Source organism: Vibrio sp. RE86 (genome assembly GCF_013114545.1).
GTDB lineage: Bacteria > Pseudomonadota > Gammaproteobacteria > Enterobacterales > Vibrionaceae > Vibrio.
In genome coordinates, this window is sequence record NZ_VTXI01000003.1 from 189,379 (window position 1) to 204,594 (window position 15,216).

A 15,216-nucleotide genomic window follows, 5' to 3' on the forward strand; every position below is an offset into this window, starting at 1 on the left:
CTTTGGCTCCCTTTTTTTAATCACTATTCTATGCCAACTTTGGCGAGCTCCAGACGCGCAATATCACTCGATATCGGTATGTAACCATCTTTCGCCACTAACGTTTGTCCCTGACGAGAATAGATGAAACGGATAAACTCACGTTCAATTGGGCTAAGAGGTTTTAGTGGGTGCTTATTCACATACACATAGAGATAGCGTGATAGTGGGTACTCACCCGATAAGATATTTTCTTGGCTCGGATAGATATAGTCATCACCCGTTTGAGCAATCGGCAGCAGCTTAACGCCCGACACACGATACCCCGCCCCCGAATATCCAATAGTGTTGATTGCAGAGCCTACCGACTGTACAACCGATGCTGAACCAGGCTGCTCATTGACGTCACTTTTGAAATCTCCACCACATAAGGCGTTCTTCTTAAAGTAACCGTAGGTGCCCGAAACTGAGTTGCGACCAAAAAGCTGCATACTGCGTTTGGCCCATTTAAACTCTAAGCCTAAATCGGCCCACGTTTTGACTGACTCAGTCGCACCACAACGTAAAGTGGCTGAAAAAATACTATCAAGCTGAGTAAAGTTCAGTCCTTCAATTGGGTTGTCTCGGTGAACAAAGATCCCAATCGCATCAATGGCAACTCGCAGTTCTGTCGGCTTATAACCGTGTTCACGTTCAAACGCTTCAATCTCACGATTGCGCATTGGACGACTCATGGGGCCAAATTGAGCAGTACGTTCGGTCAATGCAGGCGGCGCCGTCGAAGACCCCGAAGCTTGCACCTGTCCATTCACACTTGGGTAAAGCTGTTTAAACTCCTCAACCCAAAGTGTTGTCATCCCCGCTAGGGTATCCGACCCAACGCTGGTTAACCCACCGGTAATACCCGCAACTTTGCTATAACGTGGTAATTCAGAGTCTACGGCAGCGTAACTGGCCGAAGAGCAACCCAAAAGAATCGTCAGAGCAATACGGAGCACTTTCATCAACTGACCACCAACCTTGGTGGTAGCGTGAATGAGAACTGGCTTCCAACGCCAACAGCACTGCTGATTTCAAGATGTGAATCATGGTGAGTCAATGCGTGCTTCACGATAGCCAGTCCTAAACCACTTCCGCCTGTATCACGCGATCGTGCTTTATCGACACGGTAGAAACGTTCCGTCAATCGATGTAAATGTTGTGGCTCTATACCATCACCACTGTCCGAGACTTCAAGGTGTGCCCCTTGCACAGATTGGTACCAACGAACATGAATATCAGCCCCCGGCGGGGTATATTTCACTGCATTGTAGACGAGGTTTGAAATGGCGCTGCGTAGCTGGTCATCATCGCCCAACACGCGCAAGCTGCTGTCCACATCAAAGGTCAGTTTGTGCTCATTATCACCACTCAAACTTGCCGCTTCTTTCTCAAGCACTTCAAGCATGGCTGGCACATTCACTACATCTTCAAGCTCGTGCATTGGCGCGGCTTCAATCTTAGACAGCGTCAGCAACTGATTGACCAAGCTGTTCATTCGGTTGAGCTGCTCGGTCATCACGCCATGAGCTTTGGTCCACATCGGGCCAACCACCATGTCGGGATCTTCGGTCATCTCTAGGTAACCTTGCAGCACCGTCATTGGTGTACGCAGTTCATGAGAAACGTTGGCAAAGAAGTTGCGACGCATGCCTTCTAACTGCTTCAGCTGAGATACATCACGTACCACCATCAGGTGCTCACCTTCGGTGTAAGGCACGATACGAAGCTCGAGCATACGCTCTACATTAAGTGGCGAGCGCATTTCAAGCGGTTCGGAAAAGTCTTGCTTATTAAGGTACTTAATGAAGTCTGGAGTACGGATAAGATTCGAGATCGGCTGACCAGAATCGTCAGGCCACTTAAAGCCAAGAAGATGCTGGGCAAGCTTGTTACACCAAACAATGTTCCCTTCGCTGCGAAATACAACGACGGCATCGGGCAACGATTCAGCACCATTACGGAAACGGCGAATCAGATTAGTCAACTCTTTGCGTTTTCTACGCTGTCGCTGCTGCAAACGGTAAATACCATTAAACAGAGATTCCCAGTTTCCGCTGCCAGAAGGTGGCGTCAGGCGCTTCTCATCCCAAAGCCAAGCGGATAGACGCATCTGATTGTGCAGGTGCCAGACAAGCTGCAAAACCGTGGCAGCTAACAGCAACCACGGCATATATCCAAAAATCCAACCTACGATCACCCAAGGGGTGTAAAAAAAAGCCAGCTCCCAGGCCAGCTTTTTCCAAGTTAACCGTTCTACCACTTACCTCTCCGAATGGTAAAGACCAATTACGACTTAGTTGAGAAACGATAGCCCGCGCCGCGAACTGTCTGAATCAACTTATCGTGTCCAGCTGCTTCCAATGCTTTACGCAGGCGACGAATATGTACATCAACCGTTCGGTCTTCAACATAGACGTTGGTGCCCCAAACGTTATTTAGCAGCTGCTCACGGCTGTAGACACGCTCTTGGTGTGTCATAAAGAAATGCAGCATCTTGAACTCTGTCGGGCCCATATCCAGCGCTTCATCATTGGCTGTCACACGGTGCGAAACAGGGTCTAGTTTCAATCCTTGAACATCAATTACATCTTCTAGTGCTGTCGGAGTTACTCGACGAATCACCGCTTTCAAGCGAGCCACCAGCTCTTTTGGCGAGAACGGCTTGGTAATGTAATCATCCGCGCCCACTTCAAGGCCGCGAACTTTATCTTCTTCTTCACCACGAGCAGTCAGCATCACAACAGGAATGTTGCGTGTTAGCTCTTCACGTTTCATGTGTTTGATGAAGTTGATACCACTACCGCCTGGTAGCATCCAATCTAGTAAAACTAGATCTGGGAAGGGTTCAGCTAATTTTGTTACCGCAGTGTCGTAATCTTCCGCTTCTACCGCTTGATAACCTTTTTGCTCAAGAACAAAGCACAGCATTTCGCGAATTGGTGCTTCGTCTTCAACAACCAGAATCCTTCTAGACATAATTGAATAACCTTATGTTAGTTGAGTTATTTGAGCTTTCAGAGCCCTTTGCAACGTTAAGCATTATTACTAGCAATTATGACACTTTTGTGACCTTTGAAAACAAATTTTCATATAACTTTCATCCCATTATTGTGTGTATCCAGTAAGACAACGTCATCAAAAGTCTTTATTATTAGCAGCTCAAGTGAAGGTATAGAGAAAAAGTATGTGGTTTAAAAACTGTCTGGTTTACCGTTTCAACCGTGAAATCGAGTTCAACGCGGACCAACTAGAAAAACAACTGGCTGAGTTTCGTTTTACCCCATGTGGCAGCCAAGACAAGCAGAAGTTTGGCTGGGTCACTGCGATGGGTAAACATGGTGACATGATGACTCACGTATCAGAAAACCGCATTCTGATTTGTGCTAAGAAAGAAGAGAAAATGCTTCCTGCATCAGTGATTAAAGAGTCTCTGAATGCAAAAATCGAAGCGATGGAAATACAAGAAGGTCGTCCTCTTAAAAAGAAAGAGAAAGACAATCTAAAAGACGACATTGTGATGGATCTGTTGCCGCGTGCGTTTAGCCGTAGTAATCACACCAATGTGCTTATCTTGCCTAAAGAAGGCTTCATTTTGGTGGACGCTTCTAGCTATAAAAAAGCAGAAGATGTACTGGCACTACTGCGTAAAACCATGGGTAGCCTGCCTGTTGTTCCAGCAATTCCAGAGCAAGCGATTGAAACAACCCTGACTGAGTGGGTGAAAACAGGTAATACACCAGTAGGTGTTCAGATGCTTGACGAAGCTGAACTAAAATCAGTTCTTGAAGAAGGCGGCGTGATTCGCTGTAAGAAGCAAGAGCTAACAGCGGATGAAATCCGTAGCCACATCGAAGCAGACAAAGTCGTGACTAAGCTGGCTATCTGGTGGCAAGAACGCATCGAGTTTATCTTGGCAGAAGATGGCAGCATCAAGCGCCTTAAATTCTCAGATGACCTCAAAGATCAAAACGACGATATTCCTCGTGAAGATCAAGCGGCTCGTTTTGACGCTGACTTCTCACTCATGTGTGGTGAACTGAGCGCGTTCCTACCAAATCTATATGAGTGCTTAGGCGGTTTGCCACATCCGAACGCATAAGTCTCGTCACAGGGCATACCACAATGACCTGTGTAGCTATTGCGTCAAGTATGCGCAGAGATTGCTCTGCGCATCTCCTCAGATATCAAATCCCATTCAAGCGACTTGGAAAGCAATGGCTATTCAGGTCATTCCTACCTCGAATTCAGTTAGTACAAATTCAGTTCTGGTCACAAGTCACGTTTTGACGTAAAATTTGCGCCCCCTATTCCATCTGGTGGATTAGGCCTGACTTGAGATCAGATTAAGAGAATTACACATGACTGAGAAAGCATTCGTACCTGAGCTACTGTCACCGGCAGGTAGCCTTAAAAACATGCGTTACGCATTTGCCTACGGCGCAGACGCGGTATACGCAGGCCAACCTCGTTACAGCCTTCGCGTACGTAACAACGAGTTCAACCACGAAAACCTACAAATTGGTATCAACGAAGCTCATGCACAAGGCAAGAAGCTTTACGTGGTATGTAACATCCAACCGCACAACTCAAAGCTAAAAACCTTCATCCGTGACCTTAAACCGGTTGTTGAGATGGGCCCTGACGCACTAATCATGTCTGACCCAGGTCTTATCATGATGGTTCGTGAAGCTTTCCCTGATATGCCAATCCACCTGTCTGTTCAAGCAAACGCAGTAAACTGGGCAACGGTTAAGTTCTGGGCGGCAAACGGCGTTGAGCGTGTGATTGTGTCTCGTGAGCTTTCTCTAGAAGAGATCGAAGAGATTCGTGAGCACTGTCCTGAAACGGAACTTGAAGTATTCGTTCACGGCGCATTATGTATGGCTTACTCTGGTCGTTGCCTACTATCTGGCTACATCAACAAACGTGATCCTAACCAAGGTACGTGTACTAACGCATGTCGTTGGGAATACAAAGTTGAAGAAGGCAAAGAGAACGACACTGGCGACATCGTAGAAAAATTTGACCCAACAGAAGCACAAGCAGTTGAAGTTCAAGACGAGCGTCCTGAAACCACCATCGGTCGTGGCAAGCCAACTGACGAAGTGGTTCTTCTGTCTGAAGCGCACCGCCCAGAAGAGAAGATGGCTGCTTACGAAGATGAGCACGGCACTTACATCATGAACTCGAAAGACCTTCGCGCGGTTCAACATGTTGAGCGTCTGACTAAGATGGGTGTTCACTCACTGAAGATTGAAGGCCGTACTAAATCATTCTACTACTGTGCACGTACTGCTCAGGTTTACCGTAAAGCCATTGATGATGCTGTTGCAGGCAAGCCATTTGATGAGAACCTAATGGGTACGCTTGAGAGCCTAGCACACCGTGGGTACACTGAAGGCTTCCTACGTCGTCACACACACGATGCTTACCAGAACTACGACTACGGTTACTCAGTTTCTGACGCACAACAATTCGTTGGTGAGTTCACAGGCAAACGCCGTGGCGACCTTGCGGAAGTAGAAGTGAAGAACAAATTTGTTGTGGGTGACAGCCTTGAGCTAATGACACCAAAAGGCAACGTAATCTTCACGCTTGAAGCGATGGAAAACCGTAAGTCAGAGAAAATCGAGGACGCAAAAGGAAACGGCCACTTCGTATTCATCCCAGTTCCAGAAGATATGGATCTAGAATACGGCCTATTAATGCGTAACCTAAACTCAGGTCAGGATACCCGTAACCCTACAGGTAAATAAGCATGGCTTTACTGATCACTGACAAGTGCATTAACTGTGATATGTGTGACCCTGAGTGCCCAAATGGCGCGATTACCATGGGTGACACTATCTTTGAGATCGACCCTGATCTGTGTACTGAGTGTAAAGGTCATTACGAAAAACCGACGTGTCAGTCTGTGTGCCCAATTACTAAATGTATTATCACAGACCCAAACCACATTGAGACTGATGAAGAGCTACTCGAAAAGTTCGTCATCATTCAAGGTTTAGCTTAATTAGAAACGCCGCTCAGTGAGCGGCGTTTTAATATAACAACTAGCACCCTTCGATCTCTGTTCCTACCCTTGTTGTAGATTCCGAATCAAGTACATAGAATGCTAAACACAAATCTGTCGCTCGGTATCCTCTCGGATAGATAGCACTGCCCCATGTGTTAACTGAAGCATCAATTGCCCTCATATCTAATGCGTCAACAGCACAAAGATCATTTGAGCACTCAACATCAATAATGTCTCTATTGTTAACATATCGCCCAATATAAGTGATATCCCCCTGTAAGATTCGTCCTAAGGACTGCCCCCAATTCGGGGAGGGTCTACCCAAAATAGTTCTCACATCTTGACCATGGTAATCAATACTGCCACTAGCTTCAGTCTCTATACCATCAATCACTGCTTTAGAATAGGTAAGGTCAGAGCCAGTACTTAGGCTAGCAGCCACACCTTGAACTTGTGATCTGCTTGCATCACTGCTGTAGCTAAAAAACTGAGGAGCGGCGGTCAGTGCCAATATTGCAATTAACACAATAGCGACCGTAAGTTCGATAAGAGTTAACCCTGATTGTATAGAGCCCATTGAACGCACGTTATAACCACCCCAAACTTAAGGAATAACAGACTGTATACTAATTTAGAGTAACTTTAATGTTCAATCAAGCATCAGGATTCATGTATGTTCAGTAAATCTATACAACCCTGTGGAAGCACTTTCTTAGGCTTAGTGACTTTCTTGTCTGGTTTAGGTTGGCTTATTTTAGGCTTTGGCTGCGGTTTCCAGCTTGCTAACTCTGCACCACAACCATCTCCTTGAGGCGGAGCCGCTTGAGGTTTGCAACTCGTGCTGTCTGGTGGGCAATTCAGTCGTACGTGCATGTGATAGTGATGCCCCCACCAAGGGCGCACTTTTCGCAACCAATCACGCTCATCCGACACTTCCGTTTTGCAAAGCTTATCTTTAATCACTGGGTGAACAAAAATACGGGCAACATCATCATCGCTCGCTGCCAGTTTAACTAACTCAAAATGACGCTGATCCCAGTTATTCTTCACTAATTGATACTGCTTTAAGTTAACCAAACTATGAGGAATCGGTTCAGAGAGTTCTGCGTCTGAGATGTTTACCTCAGAAAGTTTAAGCCAGATATCGATATCTAAACCCGTTTGATGACTAGAGTGTCCAGAGGAGAAGCGCCCGCCTTTAGGCAGGGAAATATCAGCGATAAGGAGTTGAGTGTTTAATGCTTGCTGAACAGAGCGAGATAGACGCTCAACGAAACCTATCGCGTTAGGGTGACCGTAATATCGGCCTCTTTGACTGCGAAGTACCTGATAACCTTGCCCTTCAAGAGGAAGAGCTTCTCCACCAGCTAAACAGCCGTTAGCATAGCCGCCTATTGCTTGTGGTGCGCCATAGGAAGGAGAATCCACTTGCTCCCATGGCGTAGCGTAAGCGGAAGTTGAGAAGATAATACAAGAGAGAAGGACTGATATCGCTGACCATCGATGGGTTATCGGCTTCATAGTGACTTCTCTCCTCTAAAGGCTAATTAATAATGTTCACCGTTATCGTAGTAGCCTTTTGCATCCAGTGCAGTGAAAACCACTGCGACATCAATGTCTTCGCCAATGATGCCACGCACTTGTTTAGTAATGATTTCAGCGACAGCATCTTGCTTATCTTGGCCACGATCAAACCACAACACTTCAACAAACGGATAAGCGGCGCTCACTTCACCTTCATGGAAAAACGTGGAATAGATATATTCAAAGGTAAAGTCCTCTCTTGGACAATCCATATGAGGCTGAAGCTCATCGATTAGCGGTTTTGATAGCGTCTGTACCGCCTGAGGCTCTACTGCTCGAAAACGTAAATGTGGCATAACTTGCTTCCTATTTATTATTTGTACCTATCATAGCAAGTTATTGTTCAATTACTTAATCCGTCACTAAAACGTGCGAGGACAAATGAGATTTCAGTCATTTATCGAGGATAAAAAGCGAGCCTAATCACCTCCCCATCACTGTCTAACTGAGCTACCCAAGTGTCTGATTGCCAACTTAGCAGGCGCGTTTCACTCTGTGGAAACTGGTTAAGGAACTGAATTAGTTGGCGGTCAACCTCTGTCATTTCGTCCTTTGATAATGCTCTTGTAACATCGAACTCTTGGCTGCCAATCTGTGCCTTTGTTAGGGTGAAACCATCACTACGAAGATGAAGCTGTATTTGGCCGAGTTGATGTGCACTGAATTCAGAGAATAGTACAATGGTAACTTGCTCACTCGCTATCTCTGCTTCGGCAATAAAAGGAACTCGATAGTAGTGAACAGAGTCCTCACACCAAAGACTTTCATCACACTGCTGCCACGATGATTGAATCATGTCACCCACTTGTTTTGGCGACTGATTAGCGAATATCAGGCTACTCGCCAACGCAGGTAAACCAACAAACCACATCAGGAAAATCCAAACCTTCACGCCTCTCCCTCTAAAACAAACCTGTTTAAACAACAAAGCCGCTGATAACAGCGGCTTTGATTTCAGTCGTTAACAAAACACCTTATGGCATCTCATCAAACTCTGCACCCTCTTTTTCTACTTGAGGTGGCATTAGGTGTTCTTTGGTAATACCCAGTTTCAATGCTAGTGCCGAAGCAACGTAGATTGACGAGTAAGTACCTACCGTAATACCCAGTAGAAGTGCCGTTGCGAAGCCATGAATCATCGCACCGCCTTGAGTGAATAGCGCAATAACTACGAATAGCGTGGTACCAGAAGTAATCAATGTACGGCTCAATGTTTGAGTGATTGAGCTGTTCATGATCTCTGCCGGTTCGCCTTTACGCATCTTACGGAAGTTTTCACGGATACGGTCGAATACAACAATGGTATCGTTGAGCGAGTAACCGACAACGGTCAGAAGCGCCGCAACGATGGTTAAGTCCACTTCAATTTGCATCAAAGAGAATACGCCCAGAGTGATGATAACGTCGTGAGCAAGGGCTAATACCGCACCTGCCGCCAAACGCCATTCAAATCGCACCGATACGTAAATCAAGATACAGATCAGAGAAACCAGGATCGCAAGACCACCCGCTTCTGTCAGTTCATCACCCACGTTTGGACCAACGAACTCGATACGACGCATCTCTACGCTTTCACCTGTGCCATCTTTAATCGCATTCAGGATCTGGTTACCTAGCGTTTCACCCGCAACATCATCACGAGGACGTAGACGAACCATTACGTCACGTGCACTACCAAAGTTTTGTACCGTTGCATCACCAAAGCCTTCCGCTTCAAGTGCGCTACGAATATCTTCAAGATTAGCTGGCTGTTCAAAACCCACTTCAATCAAGGTACCGCCAGTGAAATCTAGACCCCAGTTCAACCACTTAGTCGACAGAGTAAAGATAGAGGCACCAATCATTAGGATTGAGAAAACAAATGCCAGCTTTGACCAACGCATAAAGTCGATCATTTTGTCTGCTTTTAGAATCTGAAACATACTAATTCCTAGCCTTAGATCGACAGTTTGTTGATACGTTTACCACCGTATGCAAGGTTCACGATACAACGTGTACCTACAATAGCTGTAAACATAGAAGTTAAGATACCGATAGACAGCGTAACCGCGAAGCCTTTAATCGCACCCGTACCCACTGCAAATAGAATAATCGCAGTGATAAGTGTGGTGATGTTAGCATCGGCGATGGTACTGAATGCGTTCGCGTAACCTTGGTGAATCGCTTGCTGAGGACTGCGCCCATCACGAAGCTCTTCACGAATACGCTCGAAGATCAGTACGTTTGCATCGACGGCCATACCAACGGTAAGAACGATACCTGCGATACCTGGCAGCGTCATGGTTGCCCCTGGAATCATCGACATAACACCGATAATCAGCACAAGGTTAGCCATAAGAGCCACGTTCGCAATCAAACCAAACTTACGGTAGTAGAACAGCGTGAATAGCATTACCGCAACCATACCCCAAATCATCGCTTGGATACCCATGTCGATGTTTTGCTGACCCATAGATGGGCCAATGGTACGCTCTTCCACAATCGAGATAGGCGCGATCAGAGCACCCGCACGAAGTAGAAGCGCTAAGTTGTGAGCTTCAGCAGCTGAATCAATACCTGTGATACGGAAGTTGCGACCAAGAGCAGACTGAATCGTCGCTTGGTTGATCACTTCTTCATGCTTCGTCAAGATAACTCGGCCATCTGGCGTTTTACGACCACTGTCTTTGTACTCAGCAAAGACGGTTGCCATTAACTTACCAATGTTCTTTTTAGAGAACGCCGACATCTTGTTACCACCTTCACTGTCTAGTGAGATGTTAACTTGTGGGCGACCATACTCATCCACACTTGAACTTGCATCAGTGATGCTCGAACCGCCAAGAATGACACGCTTTTTCAGAACAACTGGGCGACCATCACGGTCTTGCTTGATTTCGCTACCAGCAGGCGCACGACCAGAAGCCGCTGCTGCTAGATCCGCTTTTGAGTCCACTTCACGGAACTCAAGCGTCGCAGTTGCACCAAGAATCTCTTTCGCACGAGCCGTGTCTTGAACACCAGGAAGCTCAACTACGATGCGGCTAGCACCTTGACGTTGAACCAATGGCTCTGCAACACCAAGTTCGTTAACACGATTACGAAGGATGGTAATGTTTTGCTCAACAGCGTAGTTGCGAATTTCTGTTAGACGTTGCTCAGTAAAGGTACCAGTAATCGCAAAGCGACCGTCTGAATCAGACGTTGTGAACAGCATGTCTGGGTGATTTGTTTCCAGAACACGTTCAGCTTCTGCAAGTTGTTCGGCATTACGTAGAAGAACTTCAACACCATCTTTACCCGCAGGACGAATAGCACGGTAACGAATCTTCTCTTCACGAAGTTCGCTACGGAAAGCTTCTTCTTGCTGACCGACTAGCTTGTCCATTGCAGCGTCCATATCCACTTCCATTAAGAAGTGAACACCACCACGTAGGTCAAGACCTAGCTTCATTGGTGCAGCACCAATAGATTCAAGCCAATCTGGCGTTGCTGGAGCAAGGTTTAAGGCAACAATCTTATCGCTGCTTAATGCTTCGTTGATAATATCGCGAGCACTGATCTGAGTATCAGTATCGTTGAAGCGTACAAGAATTGATCCATTCTCTAGAGCAATGGATTTATGAGATAAGCCCTCTTTATCAAGAGCTTTTGTGACAGAATCCAGCGTTGACATATCTACAGAGGCGCCACGCGCCCCTGTAACTTGAATAGCCGGATCTTCACCGTAGATATTTGGAAGTGCATACAATGCTGCGATAGCGATGGTAAACACCACCATCAGGTACTTCCATATAGGATAGCGGTTTAGCACAGCGAGGATCCTCTAGCTGTTTATAGAGACTTTAGCGTACCTTTTGGTAGCACTGCAGTAACGAAGTCTTTCTTGATTACTACTTCGTTATTCGTGTTCAGCTCGATAGAAACGTAATCGTTGTCTTCAGCGATTTTAGTGATTTTACCCACTAGGCCACCGCTAGTAAGAACTTCGTCACCTTTGCTCATCGAAGACATTAGGTTTTTGTGCTCTTTAACACGCTTAGCTTGTGGACGGTAGATCATGAAGTAGAAGATCACCGCAAACATACCTAGCATGATTAGCATTTCGAAACCGCCGCCTGCTGGTGCGCCTTCTGCTGCTGCGTGAGCTTGAGAAATAAACATTAAAATATCCTCTATTATTATTTATTAATATCCAAGTGGGGCATTCGCGATTTAGTTTCAAGTCTGAGAGTAATCAATAGAGATCACCCTCTCAAAAATAGCCTGCGTTTGCCTACTTTATTAGCAAAAGCCTCTGGCACAACACCAAAGGCTTTAATCTCTTACTGTTCTTCTTTTAGTAGCGGTGGCACTTCACGGCCACGACGCTCATAGAACTCTTGAACGAACTCATCGAAACGATCTTCATCAATGGCAGTACGAATGCTTTCCATCAGACGCTGGTAGTAGCGAAGGTTATGGATTGTATTCAGACGCGCGCCTAAGATTTCGTTACAACGCTCTAAGTGGTGTAGGTACGACTTAGAGTAATTTTGACAAGTGTAACAGTCACAGTGTGGATCAAGTGGTGTTGTATCCGTTTTGTGTTTCGCATTACGGATCTTGATCACACCGCCAGTCACAAACAGGTGACCATTACGTGCGTTACGCGTTGGCATTACACAGTCAAACATGTCGATACCGCGACGAACACCTTCAACGAGGTCTTCAGGTTTACCTACACCCATTAGGTAGCGAGGCTTATCTTCCGGTAGCTGAGGACAAGTGTGCTCCAGAATACGGTGCATGTCTTCTTTTGGCTCACCTACTGCTAGGCCACCAACAGCATAACCATCAAAACCGATTTCCGTTAGGCCTTTTACAGACACATCACGTAGGTCTTCGTAAACGCCACCTTGAACGATACCAAATAGGTTGTTCGGGTTTTCTAGTTTATCGAAATGATCACGTGAACGCTGTGCCCAACGTAGTGACATTTCCATCGATTTTTTCGCTTCGTTGTGTGTCGCTGGGTAAGGCGTACACTCGTCAAAAATCATAACGATGTCTGAACCTAGGTCTTTTTGGATTTCCATCGACTTTTCAGCGTCCATGAAAATCTTGTCACCATTTACCGGGTTACGGAAGTGAACACCTTGCTCAGTGATAGTACGCATCTTACCTAGGCTGAATACTTGGAAACCGCCTGAATCGGTAAGAATAGGACCGTGCCAGTTCATGAAATCGTGCAGGTCACCGTGCATTTTCATCACTTCTTGACCTGGACGTAGCCATAGGTGGAATGTGTTACCTAGAAGAATTTCAGCACCTGTGCCTTTAACTTCTTCTGGCGTCATACCTTTAACAGTACCGTACGTACCTACTGGCATAAACGCTGGCGTTTGAACTGTGCCACGTTCGAAGGTCAGTTGACCACGACGCGCAACACCGTCTTTTTTCTTAAGATCGAATTTTAACTTCACGAAGCCTCCGGTTGTCAGAGAAACAGTCTGACATTAAGTTCAGAGCTTTAAGCTCTATGAGGAGCGGTCGCCTTCCGTGCGAGATGCAAACCAACTTTTTAGTTTGCGTCCTAGCCTACTGCTAGCACTCGTAAACAATAAATTATAAAAAAGCTTACTAGCAAAATATTACGCTTTAAGAGCAAGGAAAAAGCGCGGAGCTTACGAATGTAAGTGAGCACTTTTGACGCAGCTATTGAAGCGTAAGATACAGCTAGTCAGTTTTTTTCTTGATGAACATCGAATCACCATATGAGAAAAAGCGGTACTTGTTCTCTACAGCGTGCTTGTAGGCATTCATCGTATTTTCATAACCTGCGAAAGCGCTCACTAGCATAATCAGCGTAGACTCTGGCAGGTGGAAGTTAGTGATCAAACAGTCCACTAACTGATATTCGTAACCAGGGTAGATAAAGATTTCAGTGTCGCCAAAGAATGGAACCAATTCAGTACCTTTCTTAATCGCATCTTGAGCAGCACTTTCTAGAGATCGCACTGAGGTGGTACCTACGGCAATGATTCGGCCACCACGAGCTTTGGTTGTATTGATTGCATCAACGACGTCTTGAGGAACTTCAACATACTCAGCGTGCATATGGTGATCGTTAATATCGTCCACTTTTACTGGTTGGAATGTTCCTGCACCCACGTGCAAAGTCACGTAAGCAAACTCAGCGCCTTTTGCTTTGATCTTCTCTAATAGAGGTTCATCAAAGTGCAGGCCTGCCGTTGGAGCTGCGACTGCACCCGGTTTTTGGTTATAAACCGTCTGGTAGCGCTCTTTGTCTGAATCTTCATCAGGACGGTCGATATAAGGTGGAAGCGGCATGTGACCGATCTCTTCCAGTACCGCTAGCACGTTCTGCTCTGAATTAAACTTGAGCTCAAACAGTGCATCATGGCGTGCGACCATCTCTGCAGAATGCTCGTCGTTTTCACCAACAAAAATCGTTGAACCTGGCTTTGGCGATTTAGAACAACGCACATGAGCTAAAATACTTTTTTCATCCAGTACACGCTCAACCAACACTTCCAACTTACCGCCCGACTCTTTGCGGCCAAACATACGTGCAGGAATAACGCGCGTATTGTTAAACACCACAAGATCACCCGGCTGTACTTGATCCAGTACATCGGTAAATGTGCCATCGGCAAGTTCACCGCTATTACCATCTAATTGCAGTAAACGGCTAGCTGTACGCTCTGGCTGAGGGTAACGAGCAATAAGCTCATCAGGTAAATCAAAGTGGAAGTCTGATACTTGCATGTTACTAATCTTTTGTCGTGATTTCGTAGTGTGAGTCGAACTGATTCTGTCACAAACAGACGACGAGTTTTTCGCAGCCGACTAGTATATTCTGCGTGCGAGCAATAGCAAGGAAAGAGATGTGAATTTTGGTAAATAGAGTGGAACAATTGCCTTAAAACCAGCATGGAATAATGTGTACATATTTCGCCACATTTTTTTCATGGTTAAGCCACCAAAAACTCGTTCATCTCTCAATATCTAGGTCAGAAACTGACTATATTAAAAGAGTAAAAACAATAACTCAGGAGGCAGCCATGATTAAGGTTGAAGACATGATGACGCGTAACCCTCACACGTTACTGCGCTCACATAACCTTGCAGACGCAAAACATACCATGGAAGCACTAGATATTCGCCACGTACCGATTGTTGATGCACACAAGCATTTACTTGGCGTAGTTTCACAACGTGACGTATTGGCCGCGCAAGAATCCAGCTTGCAACAAATCCCAGAAAATCAATCTTTTACTCTAAGTACACCTCTCTATGAAGTCATGAAAACCGGCATAATGACCGTCTCCCCACAAGCTGGGTTAAAAGAGAGCGCTATCTACATGCAGAAACACAAAGTGGGTTGCTTGCCTGTGGTAGAAAAAGGCAGCTTAGTGGGCATTATTACTGACAGTGACTTCGTTTCCATCGCGATCAACTTACTTGAATTGCAGGAAGAAGTAGAACCTGAAGAAGTTGAATAACAGCGAATAAGTTTTATCTAAACTCTACCTAATTTACTCGTTGGCTCTAATCATAAAGGGCCAACGCAGCCTTCTTCGACAATTGTTGAATAAGCAAAAGCATTCTTA

16 protein-coding genes are annotated in these 15,216 nt (G+C 45.7%); 4 read left to right on the top strand and 12 right to left on the bottom strand.

The annotated features are described in order from the left end of the window. Window positions 1-23 precede the first annotated feature (23 nt). The 3 genes from F0231_RS04850 to phoB are packed head-to-tail and all read right to left on the bottom strand — an operon-like array spanning window position 24 to window position 2,997. Window positions 24-983 carry a PstS family phosphate ABC transporter substrate-binding protein gene (locus F0231_RS04850; RefSeq protein WP_171758590.1) on the bottom strand — a complete coding sequence of 320 codons (960 nt, stop codon included), beginning with the start codon at window positions 981-983 and terminating at the stop codon, window positions 24-26. After that, the gene (gene phoR, locus F0231_RS04855) at window positions 983-2,281 is read right to left on the bottom strand and encodes a phosphate regulon sensor histidine kinase PhoR (RefSeq protein ID WP_171758591.1); all 1,299 of its coding nucleotides are present in this window, start codon (window positions 2,279-2,281) and stop codon (window positions 983-985) included. Before phoR ends, F0231_RS04850 begins: the two co-directional genes overlap by 1 nt. A gap of 26 nt (window positions 2,282-2,307) precedes the next feature. Continuing rightward, complete coding sequence (gene phoB, locus F0231_RS04860) at window positions 2,308-2,997, bottom strand: phosphate regulon transcriptional regulator PhoB (protein ID WP_171758592.1); 690 nt, start codon at window positions 2,995-2,997, stop codon at window positions 2,308-2,310. Between the two features lie 208 nt (window positions 2,998-3,205). Here phoB and rdgC point away from each other — a divergent pair, with 208 nt between their 5' ends. The 3 genes from rdgC to F0231_RS04875 all read left to right on the top strand — a co-directional run bounded on the left by rdgC (window position 3,206) and on the right by F0231_RS04875 (window position 6,034). Continuing rightward, the gene (gene rdgC, locus F0231_RS04865) at window positions 3,206-4,120 is read left to right on the top strand and encodes a recombination-associated protein RdgC (protein ID WP_171758593.1); all 915 of its coding nucleotides are present in this window, start codon (window positions 3,206-3,208) and stop codon (window positions 4,118-4,120) included. A gap of 259 nt (window positions 4,121-4,379) precedes the next feature. Further along, window positions 4,380-5,777 carry a tRNA 5-hydroxyuridine modification protein YegQ gene (gene yegQ, locus F0231_RS04870; RefSeq protein WP_171758594.1) on the top strand — a complete coding sequence of 466 codons (1,398 nt, stop codon included), beginning with the start codon at window positions 4,380-4,382 and terminating at the stop codon, window positions 5,775-5,777. Between the two features lie 2 nt (window positions 5,778-5,779). Continuing rightward, on the top strand, window positions 5,780-6,034 hold the full coding sequence (locus F0231_RS04875; protein ID WP_171758595.1) for a YfhL family 4Fe-4S dicluster ferredoxin: 255 nt from the start codon (window positions 5,780-5,782) through the stop codon (window positions 6,032-6,034). Window positions 6,035-6,074: 40 nt separating this feature from the next. Here the strand turns inward: F0231_RS04875 and F0231_RS04880 are convergent, their stop codons facing one another. The 9 genes from F0231_RS04880 to queA form a co-directional block, all read right to left on the bottom strand. After that, window positions 6,075-6,614 (bottom strand): Tfp pilus assembly protein FimT/FimU, encoded by a 540-nt coding sequence (locus tag F0231_RS04880; protein WP_171758596.1) that lies wholly within the window; start codon window positions 6,612-6,614, stop codon window positions 6,075-6,077. An 83-nt stretch (window positions 6,615-6,697) separates the two neighbouring features. Continuing rightward, window positions 6,698-7,558: a penicillin-insensitive murein endopeptidase gene (mepA, locus tag F0231_RS04885; RefSeq protein ID WP_171758597.1), complete on the bottom strand. Its 861-nt coding sequence runs from the start codon at window positions 7,556-7,558 to the stop codon at window positions 6,698-6,700. A 26-nt stretch (window positions 7,559-7,584) separates the two neighbouring features. Then, complete coding sequence (locus F0231_RS04890; RefSeq protein ID WP_171758598.1) at window positions 7,585-7,917, bottom strand: DUF1904 domain-containing protein; 333 nt, start codon at window positions 7,915-7,917, stop codon at window positions 7,585-7,587. Window positions 7,918-8,018: 101 nt separating this feature from the next. Continuing rightward, entirely contained in the window at window positions 8,019-8,513 is a 495-nt protein-coding gene (locus tag F0231_RS04895) for a hypothetical protein (protein WP_171758599.1), read from the bottom strand. Window positions 8,514-8,595: 82 nt separating this feature from the next. Then, window positions 8,596-9,543, bottom strand: coding sequence for a protein translocase subunit SecF (gene secF, locus F0231_RS04900; RefSeq protein WP_171758600.1), 948 nt, complete (start codon window positions 9,541-9,543; stop codon window positions 8,596-8,598). 14 nt (window positions 9,544-9,557) lie between these two features. Beyond that, a complete protein-coding gene (gene secD / locus F0231_RS04905; protein WP_171758601.1) occupies window positions 9,558-11,414 on the bottom strand; it encodes a protein translocase subunit SecD in 1,857 nt (618 codons plus the stop codon). A 20-nt stretch (window positions 11,415-11,434) separates the two neighbouring features. Next, a complete protein-coding gene (gene yajC / locus F0231_RS04910) occupies window positions 11,435-11,764 on the bottom strand; it encodes a preprotein translocase subunit YajC (RefSeq protein ID WP_171758602.1) in 330 nt (109 codons plus the stop codon). Window positions 11,765-11,925: 161 nt separating this feature from the next. Next, entirely contained in the window at window positions 11,926-13,065 is a 1,140-nt protein-coding gene (gene tgt / locus F0231_RS04915) for a tRNA guanosine(34) transglycosylase Tgt (RefSeq protein ID WP_171758603.1), read from the bottom strand. Window positions 13,066-13,318: 253 nt separating this feature from the next. Further along, window positions 13,319-14,371 (bottom strand): tRNA preQ1(34) S-adenosylmethionine ribosyltransferase-isomerase QueA, encoded by a 1,053-nt coding sequence (gene queA / locus F0231_RS04920; RefSeq protein ID WP_171758604.1) that lies wholly within the window; start codon window positions 14,369-14,371, stop codon window positions 13,319-13,321. A gap of 296 nt (window positions 14,372-14,667) precedes the next feature. On the opposite strand from queA, the gene F0231_RS04925 reads away from it, so the two are divergent. Beyond that, entirely contained in the window at window positions 14,668-15,108 is a 441-nt protein-coding gene (locus tag F0231_RS04925; protein ID WP_171758605.1) for a CBS domain-containing protein, read from the top strand. The last annotated feature ends 108 nt before the right edge of the window (window positions 15,109-15,216 follow it).